Source organism: Dellaglioa sp. CoH-56-MRSF-13 (assembly GCF_056782095.1).
The window spans coordinates 68708-93902 of record NZ_JBXAYC010000002.1 but is presented as its reverse complement, the minus strand read 5'-3'; the positions used below and the strand labels follow the sequence as shown (position 1 = coordinate 93902).

Here is a 25195-nt window from a genome sequence, read left to right as displayed (position 1 = left end):
TTATTCCTCATTTTCTTGTAATTTTTCGTTAAAATTATTTAAAAAAAGTTTACCTATTTCTCCATCAAAATCTTGATTTTCACTAATCACTGGAAGTTCTTTTAGTTCAGTTAATCCAAAATAATTTAAAAATTGCGTCGTTGTTACATATATAATAGGTCTTCCTGGTACATCAAGACGTCCATTTTCACGAATTAGATCTAAAGCAATCAATTTTTGCAGTGATCCTGAACTTTGAACTCCTCGGATATCATCAATTACAAGTCGTGTCACTGGTTGTTTATAAGCAATGATAGCTAGCGTTTCCAGTGCTGCATTAGAAAGTCTTCTTGAATTAGGATTTTCAAAATAATCTTTAATTAAATCTGCTAATTTCTCTTTTGTTACTAATTGATAACAATCATTATATTGAATTAGCTCCAAGCTAGAATTTATATCATTTTTATACTTTAATGATAATTTTTCAAGTTGTTCTTTAACTGCTGATTTCAATAATCCAGTTAATCTAGATAATTCTGCTAGAGATATTCCTTGATCCCCACTCACAAATAAAAGTCCTTCAATATTTGCTAAATGACTCACCTTCGTACCTCCTTAATACAATAATCTATGGTTCAATTTTTAAAATCTGAATCATTTCATGGCTATTTGCTTGTTTCAATTTAATTTGGTTTAATTTTGAAAGTTCTAATATTGCCAGAAAAGTAACAACAATTTCATCAACCGTTGTTGTTATTTCAAAAAAATCACTAAATATTAAACTCTTATTTGAATTTAGAATGATTTTTTTTATTTCTGATATTTTATCAGAGAGTGATGCTAGTTGCACATTAATTTTTTTCTCAATTGGTTGATGATTTATTTGCTTTATTAAAACTCTTTTAAAAGCATTCTCAAGTGTTTCTAAATCCAGGCCAGGTATATCAAGTTGAGGTTTATCAAATCTATTTTTAGGAATACTACTTTGTTCCTTAGAAAAATAATTCGCACGTTTATTTTCCCTGACGCTCAACTCTCCAGCCGCCTCTTTAAAAATTTGATATTCAATTAATTGTTCGACTAGACTTGCCCTTGGATCAGTTTGAGTTTCCTCTACATTGGAAAATTCTGCCGGTAATAACATTTGACTCTTAATTTTCATCAACGTTGAAGCCATCACTAAATATTGACCAATCACATCTAATGACATATTCGTAGTATCTTTAATAATAGTTAAATATTGCTCTGTTATTTCTGAAATTTGAATATCATAAATATCCATCTCAGAATCTTTGATTAAATGCAGTAACAAATCAAGTGGTCCTTCAAAAGAGGTTAATTTTAATGTTACCTGACTAATAGATTTAAATTTTTGACTCATTTTTTTGCATTTCCCATTTTTCAATTAATTTTGTAGTATCAATTGTACCCATGATTTTTTTATCAGGATATAGCGATAATACAGCGTTCAGAATCAAAAAACTAACTTTTTTATGTCTTTCATCTGGACTCAATGATATTGCCCGAACTACGACAACGTTGCCATCATTTTCAATACCAACTATACCAGTAAAATTACCTGCCTCATTTTTCCAAAGATACAAATCTCGATTTTCTGTATCTTGATAACCTTTAATTGCTAAATTAATTCTAGTAACATCCTTCAAGTCAGGTATAAATGACAACAAGCCCATCGCAATTTTTTCATAATCATTCTTATACTTAATAAGCATTATTGTTCTCCTCTACACGCACGGCATTCATGAGACAATTCATATATTTAAAAATAACTAATATACTTGTTTGTTACCGATATATTAATTTAACGTTGAACTAATAAATTATATTTTCAAATAATTTTATTTATTATCTCTTACCTACTAAAATAGTTTTCTATTAATCATCTGTTTCGTTAATTAATTCATCATTATTAGTTTCAAATTCCTCAGGCATTTTTATTAAAATAAGATTACCATCTTCTTGTTTAACATAACGCTCTTTTAGCAGATGTCCAACAGCTCTCTTAAATTGACCTTTGCTGATACCAAAATATTCTTTAATGTCTTCTGGATTACTTTTATCAGTAAAAGGTAATGTTTTTTCATCATTATGACTTAATGCAGCAATCAACATTGCTGCATCATCACTAATTGCTTCATAGGCACGTGGTTTGATAGATAGATTAATTGTACCGTCAGTTCTAATTCCAATTACACGTCCTTCTAATACTTGACCTAATCTAGGTTCATTAAATCTTTCAGATGGATGGATAAATCCAAGATAATCATCATCAGTAATTACAAAAGTTCCAATCATTTTTAAGCGAATAACTGTAAATTTCATATTTTTATTTTTTAATGAGTCATCAGGTTTCTTAGCAATTGATCGAAACATTTCTTCGTCCGCAACATCACCCCAAATACGATCTTTGGCATCAATTTTAAGTCCAACCATTAATCGATCACCAGCTTTTGGCCAAAGTGATTTCATTTCTGGTAAATCATCTAGTGAAACTGCTACATCTTTGTCTGGTAAACCAATGTCAACGAAGACACCTAAATCTCTTCTAACTTTTACAACGTCTCCGAATGCATATTGATCAATGCCAGCTCTAGGAATTATTGTTGATAAACTCAAATCATGATCTTCGTTCTCATACACAAAGCCTGTAACCATCGAACCGTTCGCTAATTGACTGTTTTTTTCATCTTTCAATAAATGCATTGTTATACTATCTTTTTGTACTAAAAATTCTGTATCATTCTCATCAGTTACCATTGCGGTAACAACTTGTCCCATTATTGAACTCATTTATTTCTCCCATTCAAAAAAATATTATTTTATATTTCTTTATTCATATTTTAAAATTACATACTCACATTTTACCTGATATTAGGCTTAATAGCCAATTGAATAGAAATATTGTGTAATAAAAAAGGGGCTGTGACATAAGTCTCTTCAATATGATATTAAACAAGTCTCCCGAAATCTTTTTTGATTTCGGGAGACTTGTTTCTTTTTACTACTTTTTAATATATTATCTAATTAGAAAAATAAAAAGGAACACTGGCCTTCGACCCCCAATGCTCCTTAATTTAATCCTCGAAAGGACTTAAAAATGCAAAATTATTATAACATAAATCAGACTTGTTTAGCCATCTCAACTGACTATATACCAGAAAAGAATAACACTGCGTGTTATATCAATACGCTAATCGAAAAATTAGAAATAAAAGAACCTTATCTTTTTGGTCGCCCCCGTGAATATAATCTTTCAGCTTTATTGAAGTTATATCTTTTTGCTATAACTCGAGGTGTTTTTAGTAGTCGTCGGGTCGCCTTACTAGCACAAGAAAATTTATCGGCACGTTGGTTAACACAAGAGCAAATGCCATCTTACCGAACTATTGTCCGATTTAGAACGTCGAATGAATTAACTGATTTAATTGATCGCAGTTTAGATACCTTAGTCGAATATTTACGACAACAAAATATGATTAGTGATGCCATCTTTATTGATGGTACTAAGGTTTTGGCTAATGCTAATAAATATAGTTTTATTTGGAAAAAGAATACAATACGTTTTGATCAAATGAATCGCGAAGCGATTTTAGAGCTACTAGTTGAATTAAAAACAGCGCATGCTGCTTGTAAAGTCCCAGAAGGCTCCAATCTAACACTAGAAATGATTGAAGAAGTTATCGATCGACTTGATCAGAAATTAGTAGCATTAGACCAGGAAGTTTCAAGAACTAAGAAGATAAGTCCCAATCCAGCTAAAAGAATTCGAAGAACCCTAAAATCTAAGAAGAATCAATTAACTAAACGCCAACATAAATTAAGTGAACATGAAGCACAAATGAAAATATACGGTACTCGAAATAGCTATTCTAAAACTGATCATGATGCAACTTTTATGCGTATTAAAGAAGATCCAATGTTAAATGGTCAACTTAAGCCAGCTTATAACTTACAAATTGCGACCAGTAACCAATTTATTTTGGGCTACCAATTATTTCAAAATCCAACAGATACTAGAACACTTCAACCGTTTCTTAAAACGTTAAGTACTCATAATAAATTAGATAAATACATTGTTGCCGATGCCGGATATGGATCAGAATCAAACTATCGTTTCATTGAAGATGAATTACCAAATCAAACTGCTATAATTCCTTACGGTACCATGATTAGAGAACAAAGCAAAAAATGGCGAACTGATGATAGAAAAGTTATGAACTGGGATTATCATGAAAATAATGATTACTATATTGATCCGCACGGCGTGCGATTTAACTTTAAAGCGTATCGGAAAAGAACCGATAAATATGGAATAGTTCGTGAATTTAAAGAATATCAAGCAGAGTTACTAGATGAGAATCAGATAATTATTCCTGCGGCTAAAACACTTAGAGGTGCACGTCGTAAGATTCAAGTTAACGGATCTTGGGAATATTTTAAGGCACAACAATGTGAACGACTTTCTGAACCAGAAACGGGTCAAATTTACGCGCACCGTAAAATTGATGTAGAATCCGTTTTTGGTCGAATGAAGGCCTCTTTGCCGTTCAATCAATTTCTATTGCGAGGGATTGAGAAGGTTAAAAAGGAAGCAGGTTTGATAGTAATGGCATTAAATATCCAAAAATTAGCCAGTTTAGGAGGTAAATAATACTTCTGTTTTCTATATTTTTTTAAATAAAAAGAAATAAGGCTCCAGAAATCAAAAAATGATTTCCGGAGCCTTATTTTGAACTTTATTGAAGGGACTTATGTCACAGCCCCTTTTCCAATTTTAAAATATTCAAGTAAGGATTGATACAACCTGATCAATATTATCTTAATTAGTCAATTATATTCATGATTAACCCAATAACATTTTTCGTCACCAATGTCTTACCGATATACTAACTTAGGTTCATCATGTACTTGAACCTTAATATAATTAGTCTACTAATTGAACTTTCAAACTGTTTGTTGTTCCTTTTTCACCAACTGGAAGACCAGCAGTGATTAAGATAAGGTCACCTTTTTTAGCGAAACCTAATTCTTTAGCTTTTTCAGTTGCTAAACTAAACAATGCATCTGTTGATGCTGGTTTTTCAGCAATGATTGGGTGAACACCCCAGTTAACTGATAAACCATGACGAGTTTGTTCGTCAAAAGTAATAGCTAAAATATCTGAGTCAGGACGGTATTTAGAAATCATACGTGCTGTTTGACCAGATTTTGTAGCAGCGATGATAGTTTTAATACCTAAGCTATCAGCTGTTTCAGCAACAGCACGACCAATAGTTTCAGTAACATCATTTTTGTCAAATTCATTTAATGCAAATGAGCTATGTGCACGCAATGCATTTTCAGATTTTTCATCAATACGAGCCATTGTTGCAACTGATTCTACAGGGTAGTCACCATTAGCACTTTCACCTGAAAGCATTGTTGCATCTGTTCCATCAAATACGGCATTAGCAACATCAGATGCTTCAGCACGTGTAGGACGTGGGTTTTCTTGCATTGAATCAAGCATTTGAGTAGCAGTAATAACTGGTTTGCCCAAAGCGTTACATTTTTTGATTAAGTCTTTTTGAACTAAAGGAACATTTTCAGCAGGAATTTCAACACCCATATCGCCACGGGCAATCATTAATCCTTCAGAAACTTCCATAATAGCATCAATATTATCGATACCTTCTTGTGATTCAATCTTAGGGAAGATTTGAACATGTTCCATTCCTTTTTCTTCAAGTAAAGCGCGGATATCTAAAACATCAGCTGGTTTACGTACAAAACTTGCAGCAATGAAATCAATGTTTTGATCTAAACCAAAACGAATATCGTCTGAATCTTTTTCAGTAATACCAGGTAAGTTAATTGATACACCAGGAGCGTTAACACCTTTACGTGAACCTAAACGACCAGAATTCATAACAGTTGTTACTAATTCGTTAGCAGCTGTATCAATTTCATCAATTCTCATATCGATAAGACCATCATCAAACAATACGTGGCCTCCAACATGAACATCTTCAATTAAACCTGGGTAAGTAACAGCAATCTTTTCTTTTGTTCCTTCAAGTGAATCATCCATTGAAATACGAACAATATCATTAATTTCAAAGTTGATTTTACCTTCTTTTTGAACAGTAGTACGGATTTCTGCACCTTTAGTATCAAGCATGATACCAACCATTTTACCAGTAATTTTTTCTGCTTCATGAACTAATGTCATACGACCTAAATGTTCTTCATGGTCACCATGAGAAAAGTTGAAACGGAAAACATTAGCACCGGCTTCGATTAATTTAACAATTGTATCAAGATCTGAACTGGCTGGACCAAGTGTACTTACGATTTTAGTTTTTTTCATTAGATTATGATCTCCTCTTAGTTTACTTATTATTTATAAATAACAATAACAGTATTATATTATTTTGGTGTTGAAAGTCGTGTATTTAAGTCTAAAAGACTCAAATCTGTATGATGTTTATGTTCTTCAAGCGTTGCAACAATATCTTCAGCAACTAATTTGTTGTCTTTAATACCAATTGCTAATCCGCCTTTACCTTCCATAAGAAGTTGAACAGCATAATCACCAAAACGACTTGCTAAGACACGATCTTTGGCAGTTGGTACGCCACCACGTTGTGTATGGCCTAAAATAGTCACACGTGTTTCAAAATTACCATATGTGTCTAATTCAGCAGCAAATTCACTAGCTCCCATAACACCTTCAGCTAATACGATAATTCCTGAATCTTTACCATGTTCACGGTTACTGTTGAGCTTGTCTGCAATTTCTTGCATGTTATATCCTTTTTCAGGAATAACAATAACATCAGCACCACCAGCAATACCGGACCATAAAGCAATATCTCCAGCATTTCTACCCATTACTTCAACGATAAACGTACGTTGATGTGAACGAGCAGTATCGCGAATACGATCAATTGCATCAAGAGCTGTGTTAACAGCTGTATCAAATCCAACTGTGAAATCTGTATCAGGAATATCATTATCGATTGTTCCTGGAATACCAACAGCGTTAAATCCACGTTTTGTGAGTGCTAAAGCACCATGGTATGAACCATCCCCACCGATAACAACTAAAGCATCGATACCGAACTTTTTAAGTTGTTCGATACCTTTTAATTGTCCTTCAGCAGTTGCAAATTCAGGATAACGGGCTGAATATAACATTGTTCCACCGCGTTGAATAACATCATCAACGTCAGCATATTCAATTTTATGAATATCGCCAGCAACTAAACCAGCAAAACCATAATTAATACCGTATGCTTCTAATCCTTCACCAATTACACGACGTGCAACAGCACGAACTGAAGCGTTCATACCTGGCGCATCTCCACCACTTGTTAAAATACCAATGCGTTTCATTTCTTCACCTCAATAAGTAATTTAAGTACATATTTCACTCACTATATTAACACTTTTCAGAAAAGTTGTCTTGTTAAATGTGAAAATATTTTCAGTATTTTCAAGAATAAATTACTTAATGACGACATTTTCAGAACCTAATATTTTTGTAAGCGCTGTATGTGTTTCTTTGTCGTTCCTTAACCAATAAGTTCTATCTAAACTAATTTTACGATTGTCTTTTTCATAGTACAAAATAACCGGTGTTTGACCTAACCTTATTTTCATGGTTTGCATTAATTTTTCTATTTTTTCATTTGTTGTTTCTTTAGTAATCTTCAAAAACCATTTTTTTTGAGTTATTCGTTTAAAATAATCATCTGCTAATTCTATTTTTTTAACAATAATTTGTAATCCTCTATTTGTTTCAACATCCCCCGAAACGACAACGACCTTATTTTTTTCAAGTAAAGATTCTTTCTGTCGAAATAAATCAGGAAATATTGTCAAATCAATCTCACTTGTTTCATCCGAACCATTTACAAAGGCCATTTGTTGACCCTTCTTTGTTCGAATAACTTTTACTCTCGTAAGATTAACTAAAATGGTTACATGTGTCTTATCAGATATTTCCGATATTTTTTTAAAATCGCTTTGATTTAGCTGTTTCCGATACTTCTCAACCGGATGTCCCGAAAGATACGCACCTAAATATTGTGATTCTTTTTCTAATCGAACCATTAATGGAAAGTTTGATTGTCTTGCTATCTTAGGTGTTAATAATTCAAATAAATTAGTATTATTTCCACTTAAATCAATACTACTAATTAATTCTGGTAGAGCACTAATCAACTCAGCACGATTATATTCAAATTGATCAAAACACCCAGAATATATTAAAGCTGAAATATTTTCCTCATTTAAATATTTTTTATCTATCCGATGCAGGAAGGATTGGAAATCTGTGAACAATTCTTTTTTCCGTAATGTAATGATATGTTCAATAAAGTCTTTTCTAAGTCCTTTAATACTATTTAATCCAAATAAAACAATATTTTGTCTTAAACTAAAACCTACCTCGCTCATATTAATATCAGGTAATTTAATTATTACATGATATTGCTTTGCTTCCACTAAGTATTCTTTTATTTTTTGCGGATTATTACCAACGGAATTTAAAATAGCTTCAAAAAATGCAGCTGGAAAATTAGCTTTAATATAGGCTAATTGAAAAGCAATTTTACTATAGGCAACGGCATGTGAACGATTAAATCCATAATTAGCAAACTGCTCAATATAACTATAAACTGTTTTAGCTACATCTTCTTGAATTCCATTATCATATGCCCCATTGATAAACTGAGTACGCATTTCATCAATAGTCTTTTTTTTCTTTTTACTCATTGCTCGGCGTAGTAAATCAGCTTCACCAAGTGTAAAATTACCCATCTTTGATGCGACCTGCATAACCTGCTCCTGATAAACTAATACACCATAGGTTGACTCAAGAATTTGTTTTAAACTATTGTCCGGAAATGTTATTTTTTCAAGATGATGTTTTCGTGCAATAAATGTATCTATATTTTCCATCGGACCCGGCCGATATAACGCATTTACAGCTGCGATATCTTCAAAAGATGTTGGTTGTAATTTTTTTAAAACATTTTTGATACCATTAGATTCAAATTGGAAAACACCGGATGTATCACCTAATCTAAAAAGAGCTAATGTTTTTTCATCTTCTAAATTAATGAATGCTGGATTGAAGTCTGCTTGATAATTCTTTTTAACCTGTGTTACAGCTTGATCTAAAATATTTAAATTACGTAGACCTAAAATATCGATTTTTAATAAACCAACATTTTCAACTATATCTTTAGAATACTGCGTTAAAAGAATATCCTCACTTCCATTTTGTAACGGAACCACTTCTCGTAAATCAATTTGGCTCAATACGACCCCTGCTGCATGCGTAGAGTAGTGTCTTGGAATCCCTTCGATATGCTGCGCAATTGTAAAAATATTTTTATTTTTGGAACTATCATTAACTAAATTACGTAATTTTTGTGATTGTGCTAGCGCCTCTGTCAACGTAATTTTCAAAACATTTGGAATTGAATCACTCCACCCTTTCATTTCAAAAGGTGATACACCAAATACTCGACCAACATCCCTCAAAGCCTGTTTTGCTGCCATTGTGCCAAATGTAATAATTTGAGCCATGTGATAATGTCCATATTTTTGATGTAAATAATTAAGGATTAGTCCACGTTTATCATCTGGAATATCTAAATCAATATCCGGCATCTGAACACGTTTTGAATTCAAAAAACGTTCAAACAATAAATTATATTTAATTGGATCAACATCCGTAATCGTTAAAACGTAGGCTGTGATCGATCCAGCAGATGACCCTCGTCCTGGGCCAGTTATAATATTTTGCGAATGAGCATAGTTCATAATATCCCAAACGATTAAAAAGTAATCTTCAAATCCCATTTGTTGAATAACGTTTAACTCAAGTTCTAATCTTTGTTTATATTCCTTAGGTACACCATTTGGAAACCGCTCATTTAATCCAGTATTACACATACTTCTCAAATAACTATGTGCTGTTTCATTATTAGGTAATGGATACTCAGGTAGTTTGGGTTGTGAGAATGTTAATTCCAGAGACGTTTCATCTGCTAAATTTTGGGTTTCTTGAATTGCATCTGCCATTAGCAATTCTTGATATTGCTCCGTTATCTCTTTTGGATTTCTTAATGCATATTCTCCCTGAATTTGTTCATCAACTTTATTAATTAAAATCGTTTCACCAGTACTAATTGCCTTTAACACATCAATATCAAACTGATTTTCAGCATCCAAATAAGCTACTTCATCTAGCGCAATTACACGAATATCAAAATTTTGAGCTAAAGATTTAATTGATTGTGCCGTAATTTTATCCATTAAGTGAGATAGGCCAACTCGAATATTTTCTGAACCTATTAAGCTTTGATATTTGGCTAATAATTCTTTTGCATCGGATATTTGACTTTGTTCAATTAAATAACTAAATTCACTTTTTTCACTAGGTGATAATATAAATAAACCGTCTAAATAGTTAGTTAAACTACTAAAGTTTAACTTATCATCATTTAAGGTCATTTTTAAGGTCGATAATTGCATTAAATTTTGATAACCTTGTTTATCTTTTGCAATAAAGGTCAATTCATATTCATGGTTTGTTTCGATTAAACCGGAGATATCTAACGTTAGTCCGATAATTGGCTTAATTTCAGCTTTTTGACAGGCATTATAAAAATCAATTGCACCATACAATGTATTATTATCTGTTAAGGCAATTGCTTTATAGCCTTTACTTTTAGCACTTTGAACAAGATCATTAATTTTAGTGGTGCTTTGTAATAAGCTGAATGAACTTTTAACTTTTAACGGAACAAACATTTTATCCCCCTTTTCACGTATCTATTAATGTTATTATACAAAACTTTTTAACAATACCCAATAGACACTAAAAAGCTTTTGCAAAAATAATTATTTGTGCTAAAATTAGCTTTGAATGTGAGGTGCTGTTCTATGATGAAACAATTAACAATTCTCTTTTGGGGCTTCATTTTTGGTGAAGTAATTGGTTATATCGTAAGCTCACTAACTGGTACATTGTTTGCACCAGTTTTGTTAATCGGTATTATTTTTGCAGTTACCGGCTTAATTGTCGTAAATTGCCTCTACGCCATTCTCAAAGATCCTAAATCAGATAAATAAAAAAAGATAAACTAATTAGTTTATCTTTTTTTTGGCTTTATAAGACTATAAGGAAAAATTTGAGAAAGAAAGGTCTCAATATGTCCTCTAGTTTAACTCATCCACACTATTTAATAATACCTATTTTGTTTCTTCAGATACTAATTTTATAATTTCTAGAACAACATCCGTTGCTTTTTCCATTGTTTCAACTGAAACAAATTCAAATCGCGCATGCATATTTTCTGCTCCAGCAAATATATTTGGTGTTGGTAATCCCATGAATGAGATTTTTGAACCATCTGTCCCACCACGTACTGGATAGATATCCGGTTTAATTGCTAAATTTTCCATAGCTTCTTTAGCAACAGTCACAACAGTCATATCCTTCTCGATTACTTCACGCATATTGTAATATTGATCTACCATATCAATTGTCACACGTTCAGAATCAAAATCAGCATTCATTTTATCAGCAATACCCATCATATACTTTTTGCGATCTTCGAATTTTTGGCGATCATGATCACGAATAATATATACCATTTTTGCTTCATCAACTGTACCTTCTACTGAAATTAAATGGTAAAAACCTTCGCGGCCTTCAGTTTTTTCAGGTACTTCATCTTGTGGTAATAATGAGTCAAATTGATTTGCTAACTTACTTGCATTAATTAAAACACCTTTAGCAGTTGCAGGATGAACTTCCTTACCTTGAATTGAAACGACTGCTTGAGCAGCATTAAATGTTTCATATTCTAATTCACCTAATGGTCCACCATCAACAGTGTAAGCTAAATCAGCTCCAAAATCGGCTACGTCAAATTTATCAGCACCTACCCCAATTTCCTCATCAGGTCCAATACCAACTTTAATGTCACCATGCTTAATTTCAGGATGTGCAACTAAATAAGCTACAGCAGTAATAATTTCAGCTACTCCCGATTTATCATCTGATCCTAATAGTGTTGAACCATCTGTTGTAATTAATGTATTGCCTTTATAATTTTTTAAATTTGGAAATTCTTTAATAGTTAGTTTAAATTTACCATCATCGTCAAGATTAATATCAGATTCGCCATCATAATTTTCAACGAATTGGGGGTTAACACCCTCTGCTGTAAATGCAGCTGTATCCATATGTGAAATAAAACCAACCGCTTTAACGTTTTTACCAGCTTCTAAATTACTTGGTAATGTTGCTAAAACATACCCACTTTTTTTAGAAATACGTGCATCCTTTAATCCAATTTGTAAAAGTTCTTCCTTTAATTCTTTCGCAAATTCAACTTGAGTTTGCGTTGAAGGAGTTACCCCTGAATTTTCATCAGAACGAGTTTCTACTTTAACATACTTAATAAAACGTGGAATTAATTCTTCATATTTTGTCATGATAGCGTATCTCCTAATCTATTATTTAATATCTCTAATCATACTCTAATTTTAAAATTAAATAAACTGAAATGGATCTGTATTAATATCTGATTCAATAATCTCAATTTGCCAATTATTTTCTAGATTCCATTCTCCAAATAACCGTTTCAATTGTGCTTTACAGATACTTTCAACATGATGGCCCGGATCAATAACTGACAACCCTTCTGCTAACATGTCATGAGCCGTGTGGTAGTAGACATCTCCTGTTACGTAAACATCCGCCTGCTGCTTAATTGCCTCATGATAAAATTTACCACCATCACCACCTAGAACTGCAACACGCTTAATTGATTGCGTCAAATCATTAGAAATCAGTCTTAATCCACTTATGTTAAATTGCTTCTTACAATATTCAGAAAATTCAATAACAGTCATAGGACTAGTTAAATTTCCGATTCGACCCATTCCATAATCTGAACTATTTGTATGCACTAACGGGATTGTTTCTTGTAATTTTAAACGACTCGCTAACCAATCATTCATCCCACCTGTAACATTGTCTAAATTAGTATGAGCTGCATACACTGTTATATTATGACTCAATAAATCGGCATACATTTTATTTTGAGGATTCGTAGTATCCAAATTTTTTGCCGGTCTAAATATTAATGGATGATGTGCGAAAATAAAATCTACATTTTTATTAATTGCTTCTTGGACAACTTCTGGACGAACATCTAAAGTTGTCATTACTTTAGTAACAGTATTATTAATATCACCTAATTGTAGGCCTACTGGATCACCAATTTCAGCCATACTTTTTGGAGCAAATACTTCGAATTGATTGACTAAATCAATAATTTTTGTCATCCCAGCATCTCCTCAATTTCTTTGATATCAACTTCTAATATCCTTTTTTTATCAATAGGAACTTTATTTGCTGCCTCAAAATTTTTTAAAACTTTACGCTTTTTTTCCATTTGCTTGTGCCATTTAGCTTTGAATACATCGCTTTGCTCAATTCTTAATTTAGGTCCATACTTTAAATCTAATATCGAGTAGCTCATTTTAGTGTTAACTTTCTCAGCAACAATAATTTCATAGACATGATGGTCGTCTTCGACAATATCTTCATCAATAATTTGATATGAATGATCCATTAACCATTCTCTTATTAATTTTTGTCCAACATTAGGTTGAATAATTAAACGACGGACACCCGTTAATTTTTCTAAATCGGCAGTAAATATATCCTTTATTAAAGGGCCACCCATTCCGGCAATTGTGATAGTATCAATATTATCGTCTAATTTAATTGCCTTTAACCCATTAGCTAATCTTGGCATTATCATGTGGTCTAATCGTTCTGTATTAATTTCTGTTACGGCATTTTCATAAGGCCCTTTAGCTACTTCTCCAGCAACAGCATATGAAATAATTTTATTAATAGCTAAATACGCAGGTAAGTAAGCATGATCCGATCCAATATCGGCCAATCGTGCATTTTTTGGTACAAATTTTGCAACTCGAACTAATCGATCTGATAAATGTCGTGCATCCATTTCTTGATCCTCTTCTTTCGTATCTTATCTTTTCTTATTATAACTAAAAAAGGACCATTATAAAACAGGTTTCGTTTTATAATGGTCCTTAAATTTTTTATTCTAAGAAATCTTTTAATTGTTTTGAACGAGATGGATGGCGTAGTTTACGTAATGCTTTAGCTTCAATTTGACGAATACGTTCACGTGTCACTCCAAACACTTTACCAACTTCTTCAAGTGTTCTTGTGCGACCATCATCAAGACCGAATCTTAAACGCAGAACATTTTCTTCACGATCTGTTAATGTATCAAGAACATTTTCTAGTTGCTCCTTCAAGAGTTCATAAGCCGCATGGTCAGCTGGACTAGTTGCATCTTGATCTTCAATAAAATCACCTAAATGTGAATCATCTTCTTCACCAATTGGTGTCTCTAATGAAACAGGTTCTTGAGCAATTTTTAAAATTTCACGAACTTTTTCGGCTGGCATAGCTGGCATATCCATTTCAGCACCAATTTCTTCAGGAATTGGTTCGCGAACAAGTTCTTGTAATAATTGGCGTTGAATTCTGATTAATTTATTAATTGTTTCAACCATATGAACTGGAATTCTAATTGTACGTGCTTGATCAGCAATAGCACGTGTAATTGCTTGTCTAATCCACCATGTCGCATATGTTGAGAATTTAAATCCTTTACGATAATCAAATTTCTCAACAGCCTTCATTAATCCCATGTTACCCTCTTGAATTAAATCAAGAAATTGCATTCCACGACCAACGTAACGTTTAGCAATTGAAACAACTAAACGTAAATTAGCTTCTGCCAATTTTTGTTTTGCTTCTTCGTCGCCTTCTTCAATTTTTAATGCTAAAGCAACTTCTTCTTCAGCTTTTAAAAGGTTAACACGACCAATTTCTTTCAAATACATTCTAACTGGGTCATTAATTTTTATTCCAGTTGGTGCTGATGTGTCTTTTAAAGCTTTCTTTGTAACTTTTTCAGCTGCTTTTAAACTATGTTCACTTGGGTTTCCCTCTTCATCAACAACAGCAATACCAGCATCTGCGACTTTTTGAAGTAATTTATCCATACGATCAGCATCTAAATGGAATGGTGTTGCTAGTTCATCTGTTAAATTATCATACTTAATTTCTTTTTTTACTTTATATTCCTTGATCAACTTCGTTTGTGCTTTTTTAAAGCCTTTTTCGTCAAATTCTGATTCTTCAACTTTTTCTACTTTTTTTACCATTAATAATTCCTCCCTTAGATGGATGTTCGTGGTACTTGTTGTTTTTGATATAATGCAATTAACTTAACTGATAATTCATTGGTTAGTTCTGTATTGCCAAGACGATTTGCTTCCATAAGATCTGATCGAACTTGATTAATTGATTGTTCCATCGGCGAATCATTCATAATGACGGACACACAATCATCAAATTCATCCTCTGAAGACTCTTCTGCAACTGTCATCAGCTCTATTTGCATTAAAAATCTCTTTGAAGACTCTTCTGGCAAGTAATCTAAAAAACTAGCAATTTCATATTGCTCATGTAATTCTAAATAGCCTTCAGCTAACGTATATATTAACTGATAACTATCATGAACAAAACTAAAATCATCAATTGATCGAATTTTCAGCCAAGCTGTATGATCATGTAATATACGATAAAGCAATAATCTTTCAGCTCTTTCAACACGATCAATTTTTTCATCGCTCATGACCTCTGAGCGATTTTCTACAGGTGGTTCATCTGTTCGAACCCTTGGAACTTGATTAACTTGTTGCACTACTTTTGGTTGAACGGCAACTAAATCAATTAACTGTTGTCTTAGAATTCCTTTATCAATTTTAAATTCATCTGCCAACTGATTAATATAAATATCTTGCTCAAACGGCGTTTTAATTGTAGTTAAAACTTGTAGTACTTGATCAATATAATCAATTTGCTCACTTTCATTTTTTAAGTTTTTATTTCGTTTCAAAAAATTCATTTTGAATGAAATAACCGTCTCTCGAGCAGAGTGAGCTAACTCCAGAAACGCTTCTTTACCATTTTTTTTAACAAACTCATCAGGATCCATACCGTTAGGAATGGCTAGCACGCCAACTTTCATTTTTGTCTGATTCGCTAGCAGGTTCAAAGCACGATTTGTTGCATTTTGCCCGGGTTCATCCCCATCATAACAAATATTTAATTGTGATGTTGAACGTTCTAACAAATAAATTTGTTCATTTGTTAAACTTGTTCCCATAGAGGCGACACCATTTTTAACTCCAGAGCGGTATGCTGCTAAAACATCCATAAATCCTTCGAACAAAATAACATTTCCTTCTGTCCGAATTTCTTTTTTTGCCAAATCGTAATTAAATAGAATCTCTCTTTTATTAAAAATAGGCGTTTCAGGACTGTTTAAATATTTAGGTAATTCTTTATTTTTTTCAAGCAGACGACCTGAAAAGGCAACAACTTGACCATTTTGATTTCTAATCGGAAACATCACTCGATCAATAAATCGTTCACGCAAATCACCTGTTTGATTTTCAATAAATAGTCCAGACTGCCTTAATAATTGATAGTCTACTTTCTTTTCCTTAAAAAAATCTTGTAAGACCGATTTCCCAGGCGCAAATCCAATTTGGAAAGTTTTGATAATTTCATCCGTTATACCACGATTATGCAGGTAATCTAATGCCTTTTGACCCATTTCTGTATTCATTAAAATGTGTTGATATAATTTAGCACCGTCATCATGAATTTGCTTTAACTGACGATTTTCAGTTGATTCTTGTGTCCTTGCTGACTGAGATTCAGAATATTTACTATCGATATCCATTCCTGAAAATTCTGCAACTTTATTGACAGATTCTGGAAAGCTAAGTCCCTCTAGCTCAATTAAGAACTTAAAAACATTCCCACCTCTTCCACAGCTAAAACAGTGAAAAATTTGTTTCTCTTCGCTTACAGAAAATGAAGGCGTTTTTTCTTCATGAAATGGACATAAACCCATAAAATTACTACCAGATTTTTTTAATCCGACATACTGACTAATGATATCAGTAATATTCACACTAGTTCGCACCTGTTCAATTACGTTTTCGGGTATTCTCATTCCAACTACTCACCTCCAAAACTAACGATACGAAGTTACCTATATTTTGAGTACCCATAATAATAGCATTTATTTGACATAAATACAATTATTAGCTTCAAGTAATAGACACTTTTGTCAAATATGACTATTCTGATTCTATTACCAAACAAAAAAGGAATTTATCTTCACAGATAAATTCTCATTTTTATATTACTTAATATTTAATTTACTTAAATTACCTAATTTTGAACTCATCTTAGCAATTAAACTCAATTGATTTAAGCGATTATTTTTAATTTTTGTATCATCAACCATAACCATTGTCTGGTCAAAATAATTTTCAATTAGCGGACGAATCTCGCTTAATGTAGTATATAACTTCTCTGACGTTAAATCTGCCAACTGACTTTGGATTATTTCAACTCGTTCAAATAAATCTTTTTCAGCAGTATTATCTAATAATACTTGTTCAACAACTAGATTAGTTGCCTCATTTTTATCTGCTAGCTTTAATACACGATTGATTGCTTCAACGGTCTCCTTGAAATCCTTATCATTTTTATGATTTTCTAAGGTTACAGCGGCCTCTGACATAACTAATAAATCTGCATCTGTACTTTCAACAACACTTTCAATTACATCATAACTGACGTTTTTATTTGAAAGCCATTGCTTCATACGATCATTAACAAAACTTAAAATATCTTTATCATTTTCGCCAACAGTCATCTTGGTAAATAAATCTGGATGTATCGTTGCCAATTCCTTAATATCGTTCAGTACCTCAAGTGGTGAAAAATGCCACTGACGATCTTCAACAATTCTAACTATCCCAAACGCTTGACGACGAAGTGCATAGGGATCATTTGATCCAGTTGGAATTAATCCAACTGAGAAGAAACTTGACATGCTGTCCAACTTATCAGCAATTGCTAAAACTGCACCAATTTTTGATTTAGGTAGTTCGCCATCAGCACTAATTGGCATATAGTGTTCAGAAATTGCTTGTGCAACAGTTGGATTTTCGCCCATTAGCAAGGCATATTTCTCACCCATAATTCCTTGAAGTTCAGAAAATTCTCCAACCATCCCTGTTACCAAATCAAATTTATAAATTTCACTTGTTCTTTGTAAAAGAGATAATTCATGGTCATTTAAGCCAAGGCGTTTACCAATGATTTGTGCCATTAATTGAACACGTTCCATTTTTTCAGACATTGATCCAATTTTATCATGGAATGTGACATTTTTTAATCGCTCTACATAATCATTAATCGTTTGTTTTTGATCTTCTTGGTAGAAAAATGCAGCATCTTCCAATCGTGCTGTAAGAACCTTTTCATTGCCTGCTTCGACGTTAGCAATGTTAGCTTCTGTCCCATTACGAACTGAGACGAACATTGGTAAGATTTCATCGTTTTGGCCACGCACATAAAAGAATCTTTGATGGTCTTTCATTGAAGTCATTAGAACAACATCAGGAATATCTAAATATTTCTTATCAAAATGACCAGAAAATACTGTTGGATATTCAACTAAATTGTTAACTTCTTCCAAAAGATCCTCATCAAGAATAATATGCCAGTCTTGATTATTTTCAAGATTAGTAATTTGTGTTCTAATCATTTCTTTTCGTCTATTAGAATCAACGATTACATATTGTTCTTCTAATTTTTTAACATACTCTGTTACTGAGGCTAAATCTACAGCTTCTCCTAAAAAACGATGGCCTTGCGTTTGGCGGCCAGATTTAATATTTAAAATACTGAATGGAATAACGTCACTATCAAGTAACGCAACTATCCAACGAATTGGTCTAACATATTTAAAGTCATAATTTGCCCAGTGCATCATTGTTGGGAATGTCATCGCTTCAATCACATCTTTAATCTGAACCAAAATATCTTTGGCAGATTTACCAGCGATAAATTTATTTACATAGACATACTCAACGCCTTTTAATTCTTTAAACGTTATATCGTCTGTTGTTACTCCTTGTCCACGGACAAAGCCTTTTGCAGCATTAGACCAATTTCCTTCATCATCCATGGCAATTTTCTTTGCAGGTCCTTTAGCTTCTTCTTGAATATCTGCTTGTTTATCAGCCAAACCAGTCACTTCAACAGCTAAACGTCTGGGTGTTGAGAATGCCTTTATTTCGTCAAATGATAACCGTTGCTCTGTTAAAAAGTCACCTACACGTTTAGCCAATTGATTTTGGCTAGGTGTAACAACATGAGCAGGAATTTCTTCTAACCCAATTTCTAATAAAAAGGAATGTGTCATCTTATTTATCCTCCTTTAATAATTTACTACGAAGTTTTTCATCTTTTAGTAATGGGTAGCCTAATTTTTTACGCTCCTGTACGAAAACTTTAGCAATTGATTTAGCCATATTTCTAATTCTTGCTAAATATCCAGCACGTTCAGTAACAGAAACGGCTCCTCGAGCATCTAATAAATTAAATGTATGACTACATTTTAAAACATAATCGTATGCCGGATGAACTAACCCATTGGCAATCTGTTTTTTGGCTTCTGTTTCATATACATCAAACAAATTAAATAACATTTCTTGATTGCTTTCTTCAAATGAATATTTAGAATTTTCATATTCTGGTTCTTTAAATATGTCGCCGTACATGACCCCATCAGCCCATTCAAGATCATAAACACTCTCAACATCTTGAATATATGAAGAAAGGCGCTCTAAACCATAAGTAACTTCACTAGTGACGGGATGTACCTCTAATCCACCAACCTGTTGGAAATAAGTAAATTGTGTAACTTCCATACCATCAAGCCAAACTTCCCAGCCAACACCAGCACAACCCATTGATGGGTTTTCCCAGTTGTCTTCAACAAATCGAATATCATGTTCAGCTGGATCAATACCTAATGCACGCAAACTATCCAAATATAAATCTTGAATATTTGCAGGAGATGGTTTCATCACAACTTGAAATTGATGATGTTGGTACAAACGATTGGGATTTTCGCCATAACGACCATCTGCAGGACGTCTTGAAGGTTCAACGTATGCAGCATTCCATGGTTCTGGTCCAATTGCACGTAAAAATGTGTAAGGGCTCATAGTTCCAGCACCTTTTTCTGTATCATAAGCCTCCATTAACATACAACCCTGATCAGCCCAGAATTTTTGTAATGTCATAATAATATCTTGAACAGCTAACTTTTTTGACATAGTATTCCTCCTTATTTTTAAGCACAAAAAAACCTATGCAGTCTTATAGACCACATAGGGACGATTTTAATATCGCGGTTCCACCCTACTTCTGGTTCAATTCAACCAGCAGCTTCATTAACAAAGGACTCCGAAAATGCCAATAAAAATAATTAATTACTTAGCTTGCACTAATCCTAAGTTCGCTTTAATAACTATTCTTACCCTTTTTCATCATAATCCCGCTATTTATTTCTCTATAATCATAGTTTAGAAATAAGTATTTGTCAATTATATTTCAGTATTTTTCTTTAATGAGACTGGCCAAGAACTGATTCCATCGATAAATTTTTTACTTTTCAAATTTAATCCAACACTATTATCATAAATAACATCAATAATACGACGTAATTCCTTTTTGGTACTCTCAGCAACCTTGATTGAATTTAATTTATCAAGATTCACTACAGAAAATTGTCTCAAATAAAAAATTGTTTTTTGAGTAGCATGAAGTCGATTATTATCAAGATACCAATGTTTAGAACACAGTAGCCCACCGTAAGATTCTGAATAATCAAATTCTCCCTGCGTTTCGCCACCAACTGCACAGACCTGCAATTGAGGCTGTACACCAAAAACTGTTAATAGCTGAATTTCAATAATATTTGTAATAATTTCTGGATCAAATTCTTCGTTAATCAATCGAATTGCTGTCACAACTTTTCGGTACCAAACAGAGATGGGTTCGTTATCTTTGAATGCAGCATCAATTAAACTAAAAATATAAATGGTATAAGCATTACTGATTATATCCTGTGAAATCGTTTGAAATTGTTCAAACTCTTTAGCAGTATTAATAAATGATAATCCGTTGTCATTTATACTCCCACTGTAAGTTCCGATTGTAAATGGTAGTAAAGCAGCAGATAATTTGAATCCTCGTTTTCTAGCACCTTTAATAAAAAACATTTTTTTACCATAACGATCGGTTAAAAATTTCACTAAAAGATCACGTTCTTTATATTCTTTACGATAAAGTAAAATCCCTTCAAAATCTGCATTATTCTGAACGATACTATGCATCCCCTTTCCATGAGCAAATAAAAATCGGAACAAAAATTATCTTGTTCCGATCATTAGTTACTTCTTAATAGTCATCTTCACGGTAACCAAATGCTTTTAAATCAGTCTGTTTATCTCGCCAATTTTTTTGAACTTTAACCCAAAGTTCCAAATAAACGCGATCACCAAGCATCGTTTCGATATCTTTTCTAGCTTTAACACCGATATCTTTTAACATTTTACCACCTTTACCAATAATAATACCTTTTTGCGTTGGACGTTCAACGATAATTGTTGCAGAAATGTGCAATTTTTCTTCGTCCTCTTTTTTTATATCTTCAACCAAAACGGCAACTGAGTGAGGAACTTCTTCTCGTGTTAATTGTAAAACTTTTTCACGAATTAGTTCACCCATAACAAAACGTTCTGGATGATCTGTAATTTGATCTTCTGGGTAAAACTGGGGTCCTTCAGGTAATTCACTAATTAATGAATCAACAAGCTCATCGACGTTATTTCCTTTAAGTGCTGAAATTGGGAAAACTTCTTTATAGTCCAAAGATTCTCGATACGTTTCCACAATAGCTAATATTTCATCAGGGTGAATTTGGTCAATTTTATTAATAACCAAATAAATTGGTTTCTTAGTATCTTTTAATCGATCAATAATAAAATTATCTCCTGGTCCACGTTTTTCTGTTGCATTAACCATAAATAAAATAGCATCAACTTCACCAAGTGTTGAAAGTGCTGATTTGACCATAAAATCACCTAAACGACTCTTTGGTTTATGAACACCAGGTGTATCAATAAAGACAATTTGTGCATCATCTGTTGTATAAATACCTTGAATTTTATTTCTGGTCGTTTGTGCCTTATCACTCATAATAGCAATTTTTTGACCCATAACATTGTTTAAAAATGTTGATTTTCCAACATTTGGTCGTCCTAAAATTGCCACAAATCCTGAATGAAACTTTTTATTTTGCATTAATTAATTCTCCTCTTATTTATGTACCTTTTATTATAATTGACTAATCAAAAACTAATTCTAACAGTTGTGGGATAAAAATAAGACATCCAACAATCATCGCAAATAGTGCCGAAAGTAAGACAGCAGCAGCTGACATATCTTTAACTTTTTTTGCAATCTCATTATATTTATGACCAGTTGTCAGATCAACCAGATTCTCTATAACTGTGTTCCAAACTTCATTAATAATAACCATACTAATGCTAAGAGCTAGCCATAGCCACTCTGTTTCAGAAATTTGAAAAATTGCCGCACAAATAGATACTAGTATCATCATGGCTACATGTTTTTTCATATTTCTTTCTTCTTTAAAAACCGTAACAAGGCCATCTAGAGAATGTCCTAGTGACAACAAAAATGTTCGATTTTTTTTAACTTGGCGCTTATCGTTTAAGGCCATAAGCATCTAATATCTCTGTTTGTAATCCAAACATTTCTTTTTCATCTTCAGGTTCCATATGATCGTAACCATTTAGGTGTAAGAACCCATGGACTGTCAAAAATCCCAATTCACGTTCATAAGAATGACCATAATCAACTGCTTGTTCAGCAACTTTTTCAGTTGAAATCATGATATCACCGATATTTTTAGCAATTTCAGGCATATCCATACCTTCATCATCAGGAAAAATAATTGGCATATCATCTCCATCTTCTTCGATTGCGAAGCTGATGACGTCAGTTGGTCTATCTACATTTCGATATTCACGATTAATTTTGTGAATTTCTTCATTATTCATTAAAGTAACTGACATTTCTGTTTCATCAGGTAATTTTATTTTCTTACCCGCAAAATTAAGAATTTCTTTAATTAATGTTATATTTTTTTCTGGTTCTGCCTTAGTGTGGTCAAAAATTTCTAAATCCATAATAACCCTCTTTAAATTCGTTTTATATGTCCCAAAGTTACTCAACTCAAATAATAGCATAAAAAAAAAGGAACTACAATTCAAGTTGAATTGTAATTCCTTTTTCGCTAATTTAATAATGATTTAACTGTCTCACTTATAACCTTACCATCAGCGCGTCCCTTAAGTTTAGGAATAACCGCACCCATGACTTTTCCAAAATCAGCTTTTGATGTTGCACCAACTTGTGAAATAACTTCTTTCACGACATCAGTAACTTCTTCAGCTGATAATTGTTCAGGTAAATATTTTTCGACAATTTTTATTTCCATATCAAGATTTTCTAAAAGATCATCTCGACCGGCATCTTTGAATTCTGCATAAGATTCTTTGCGTTGTTTTAACTCGCGAGCCAATAAAACAGTTTCATCATCAACTGATAAATCATGACCTGCTTTAATTTCTTCGTTTGTAACAGCTGCTTTAAGCATTCTTACAGTACTTAAAGTTTGTTTGTCTTTTGCTTTCATCGCTTGTTTTAAATCGTTATTAAGTGTTTCTAATAGACTCAACGTGATTCCTCCCTAGACTAGAAGCGTTTCTTAGTTGTTTTACGCTTTCTTGCTGCTTCGGATTTCTTCTTACGTTTCACACTTGGCTTTTCATAGAATTCGCGTTTACGGTATTCTTGTAATGTACCTGTTTTAGAAACGGAACGTTTAAAGCGACGAAGAGCATCATCGAGAGATTCGTTTTTACGTACGACTGTCTTTGACATAGATATCCCTCCCTCCGAGCTTGAATGTAACCGTCTTTTTATGCATTAAGTTGCATCGTCGAACTGTCCTTGTTCATTATAACTAAAGTCTTTATCGCCGTCAATAAATCTTTTATAAAATATTTGAGATAATACAAAAAATATACTTTTTTTTAACAAATTAAGCATAAATCAATTGATCTAAATCAATAAACAGCTTTAATTTAACCCAAGTTCCGTTAATAGATTAGGATTAAAGGTATTTTCTTTAAACATCAAAATTTCTTTTTGATATGGTGATTGTTGATTTTTTTTATCTACACCTACATATGGTGTTTCTAATATTTTAGGTACCTTACTAAATCTTTCGTCATGTACAATACTATTTAATGCATCAAACCCAATTTCACCAAAGCCAATATTAGCATGTCTATCTTTATGACTTCCTTGAACATTTTTTGAATCGTTAATATGAAAGACTTTCAATCGATCAATTCCAATAATATCATCAAACTTTTCTATAACAGATTCAAAGTCATCTTTAATATTATATCCAGCATCACTAGTATGACATGTATCAAACGTAACAGATAATTTATCATTCAACTTCACACCATCAATCATTTGTGCAATCTGTTCAAATGTTCGTCCAACCTCTGTACCCTTGCCCGCCATTGTTTCAATAGCAATTTGAATTTTTTGGTCTGAAGTCAAAACTTCGTTTAATCCTTCAATGATATGTTTAATTGCAGCTTCATCTCCCGCACCTACATGAGCACCAGGATGGAGAGTCATTTGAGTAGCACCTAATGCTTCGGCCCTATCTATTTCAGCTTTCAAAAAATTGATTGCAAATGTAAAATTCTCTGGTTTAACTGTATTTCCTAAATTGATAATATAAGGGGCATGAACAACTATATCACTTAATCCATGTTCCACCATAAAGGCTTTACCTTTTGGAATATTCATCTCTGAAATATCTTTTCGCCTTGTATTTTGAGGTGCTCCCGTATAAATCATAAATGTACTTGCTCCATTATTCGAAGCCTCTTCGGCGGAACCAAGTAACATATCTTTTCCCTTCATACTAACATGTGATCCTATCAACATTATCCTTACCCCTTTTCGCATTTTAACTTGATTGTATTATAACATTGATTATAAAAAAAGATTTAGAAT

Annotated in this window: 21 protein-coding genes and 2 pseudogenes; 2 read left to right on the top strand and 21 right to left on the bottom strand. The window is 32.7% G+C overall.

The window, feature by feature from the left end; genetic code table 11:
• From scpB to AC1RP1_RS02235, 4 genes are all read right to left on the bottom strand, one after another.
• Positions 1 to 582: an SMC-Scp complex subunit ScpB gene (scpB, locus tag AC1RP1_RS02250; RefSeq protein WP_481761348.1), complete on the bottom strand. Its 582-nt coding sequence runs from the start codon at positions 580 to 582 to the stop codon at positions 1 to 3.
• A 25-nt stretch (positions 583 to 607) separates the two neighbouring features.
• A complete protein-coding gene (locus AC1RP1_RS02245) occupies positions 608 to 1360 on the bottom strand; it encodes a segregation and condensation protein A (RefSeq protein ID WP_481761349.1) in 753 nt (250 codons plus the stop codon).
• On the bottom strand, positions 1344 to 1712 hold the full coding sequence (locus tag AC1RP1_RS02240) for an N-acetyltransferase (RefSeq protein WP_481761350.1): 369 nt from the start codon (positions 1710 to 1712) through the stop codon (positions 1344 to 1346). The genes AC1RP1_RS02245 and AC1RP1_RS02240 overlap by 17 nt, the downstream gene beginning before the upstream one ends.
• 163 nt (positions 1713 to 1875) lie before the next feature.
• A complete protein-coding gene (locus AC1RP1_RS02235; protein WP_481761351.1) occupies positions 1876 to 2790 on the bottom strand; it encodes a CvfB family protein in 915 nt (304 codons plus the stop codon).
• Between the two features lie 307 nt (positions 2791 to 3097).
• Between AC1RP1_RS02235 and AC1RP1_RS02230 the strand changes: the two are divergent.
• Positions 3098 to 4642, top strand: a pseudogene (locus AC1RP1_RS02230) (IS1182 family transposase); the annotation flags it as partial.
• 288 nt (positions 4643 to 4930) lie between these two features.
• On the opposite strand, the pseudogene pyk reads toward AC1RP1_RS02230, so the two are convergent.
• The 3 genes and pseudogenes from pyk to dnaE all read right to left on the bottom strand — a co-directional run.
• Positions 4931 to 6349: pseudogene (pyk, locus tag AC1RP1_RS02225) on the bottom strand (pyruvate kinase); the annotation flags it as partial.
• A gap of 59 nt (positions 6350 to 6408) precedes the next feature.
• Positions 6409 to 7377 carry a 6-phosphofructokinase gene (gene pfkA, locus AC1RP1_RS02220; protein WP_481761352.1) on the bottom strand — a complete coding sequence of 323 codons (969 nt, stop codon included), beginning with the start codon at positions 7375 to 7377 and terminating at the stop codon, positions 6409 to 6411.
• A gap of 111 nt (positions 7378 to 7488) precedes the next feature.
• Positions 7489 to 10809, bottom strand: a complete 3321-nt coding sequence (gene dnaE, locus AC1RP1_RS02215) for a DNA polymerase III subunit alpha (protein WP_481761353.1) — start codon at positions 10807 to 10809, stop codon at positions 7489 to 7491.
• Positions 10810 to 10941: 132 nt separating this feature from the next.
• Here dnaE and AC1RP1_RS02210 point away from each other — a divergent pair, with 132 nt between their 5' ends.
• The gene (locus AC1RP1_RS02210) at positions 10942 to 11130 is read left to right on the top strand and encodes a YjzD family protein (protein WP_409022496.1); all 189 of its coding nucleotides are present in this window, start codon (positions 10942 to 10944) and stop codon (positions 11128 to 11130) included.
• 120 nt (positions 11131 to 11250) lie between these two features.
• On the opposite strand, the gene pepT is transcribed toward AC1RP1_RS02210, so the two are convergent.
• The 14 genes from pepT to AC1RP1_RS02140 all read right to left on the bottom strand — a co-directional run bounded on the left by pepT (position 11251) and on the right by AC1RP1_RS02140 (position 25126).
• Positions 11251 to 12501: a peptidase T gene (gene pepT, locus AC1RP1_RS02205; RefSeq protein ID WP_481761354.1), complete on the bottom strand. Its 1251-nt coding sequence runs from the start codon at positions 12499 to 12501 to the stop codon at positions 11251 to 11253.
• Positions 12502 to 12558: 57 nt separating this feature from the next.
• Entirely contained in the window at positions 12559 to 13356 is a 798-nt protein-coding gene (locus tag AC1RP1_RS02200) for a Nif3-like dinuclear metal center hexameric protein (protein WP_481761355.1), read from the bottom strand.
• Positions 13353 to 14048, bottom strand: a complete 696-nt coding sequence (locus AC1RP1_RS02195; protein ID WP_481761356.1) for a tRNA (adenine(22)-N(1))-methyltransferase — start codon at positions 14046 to 14048, stop codon at positions 13353 to 13355. Before AC1RP1_RS02195 ends, AC1RP1_RS02200 begins: the two co-directional genes overlap by 4 nt.
• 97 nt (positions 14049 to 14145) lie before the next feature.
• Positions 14146 to 15285 carry an RNA polymerase sigma factor RpoD gene (rpoD, locus tag AC1RP1_RS02190; protein WP_409022492.1) on the bottom strand — a complete coding sequence of 380 codons (1140 nt, stop codon included), beginning with the start codon at positions 15283 to 15285 and terminating at the stop codon, positions 14146 to 14148.
• A 14-nt stretch (positions 15286 to 15299) separates the two neighbouring features.
• A complete protein-coding gene (gene dnaG / locus AC1RP1_RS02185; RefSeq protein WP_481761357.1) occupies positions 15300 to 17150 on the bottom strand; it encodes a DNA primase in 1851 nt (616 codons plus the stop codon).
• Positions 17151 to 17342: 192 nt separating this feature from the next.
• Positions 17343 to 19418, bottom strand: coding sequence for a glycine--tRNA ligase subunit beta (gene glyS / locus AC1RP1_RS02180; protein WP_481761358.1), 2076 nt, complete (start codon positions 19416 to 19418; stop codon positions 17343 to 17345).
• 1 nt (position 19419) lies between these two features.
• Positions 19420 to 20337 (bottom strand): glycine--tRNA ligase subunit alpha, encoded by a 918-nt coding sequence (gene glyQ / locus AC1RP1_RS02175; protein ID WP_409022489.1) that lies wholly within the window; start codon positions 20335 to 20337, stop codon positions 19420 to 19422.
• A 270-nt stretch (positions 20338 to 20607) separates the two neighbouring features.
• Positions 20608 to 21399 carry a DNA repair protein RecO gene (gene recO, locus AC1RP1_RS02170; protein ID WP_481761411.1) on the bottom strand — a complete coding sequence of 264 codons (792 nt, stop codon included), beginning with the start codon at positions 21397 to 21399 and terminating at the stop codon, positions 20608 to 20610.
• Positions 21400 to 21463: 64 nt separating this feature from the next.
• Complete coding sequence (gene era, locus AC1RP1_RS02165) at positions 21464 to 22369, bottom strand: GTPase Era (RefSeq protein WP_409022487.1); 906 nt, start codon at positions 22367 to 22369, stop codon at positions 21464 to 21466.
• 43 nt (positions 22370 to 22412) lie between these two features.
• The gene (locus AC1RP1_RS02160) at positions 22413 to 22817 is read right to left on the bottom strand and encodes a diacylglycerol kinase family protein (RefSeq protein WP_409022486.1); all 405 of its coding nucleotides are present in this window, start codon (positions 22815 to 22817) and stop codon (positions 22413 to 22415) included.
• Positions 22795 to 23280 (bottom strand): rRNA maturation RNase YbeY, encoded by a 486-nt coding sequence (gene ybeY / locus AC1RP1_RS02155; protein WP_409022485.1) that lies wholly within the window; start codon positions 23278 to 23280, stop codon positions 22795 to 22797. Before ybeY ends, AC1RP1_RS02160 begins: the two co-directional genes overlap by 23 nt.
• 107 nt (positions 23281 to 23387) lie before the next feature.
• The gene (locus AC1RP1_RS02150) at positions 23388 to 23831 is read right to left on the bottom strand and encodes a GatB/YqeY domain-containing protein (RefSeq protein WP_409022484.1); all 444 of its coding nucleotides are present in this window, start codon (positions 23829 to 23831) and stop codon (positions 23388 to 23390) included.
• A 17-nt stretch (positions 23832 to 23848) separates the two neighbouring features.
• On the bottom strand, positions 23849 to 24037 hold the full coding sequence (gene rpsU / locus AC1RP1_RS02145) for a 30S ribosomal protein S21 (RefSeq protein ID WP_057973588.1): 189 nt from the start codon (positions 24035 to 24037) through the stop codon (positions 23849 to 23851).
• A 198-nt stretch (positions 24038 to 24235) separates the two neighbouring features.
• Positions 24236 to 25126: a deoxyribonuclease IV gene (locus AC1RP1_RS02140; protein WP_409022483.1), complete on the bottom strand. Its 891-nt coding sequence runs from the start codon at positions 25124 to 25126 to the stop codon at positions 24236 to 24238.
• Positions 25127 to 25195 lie beyond the last annotated feature (69 nt).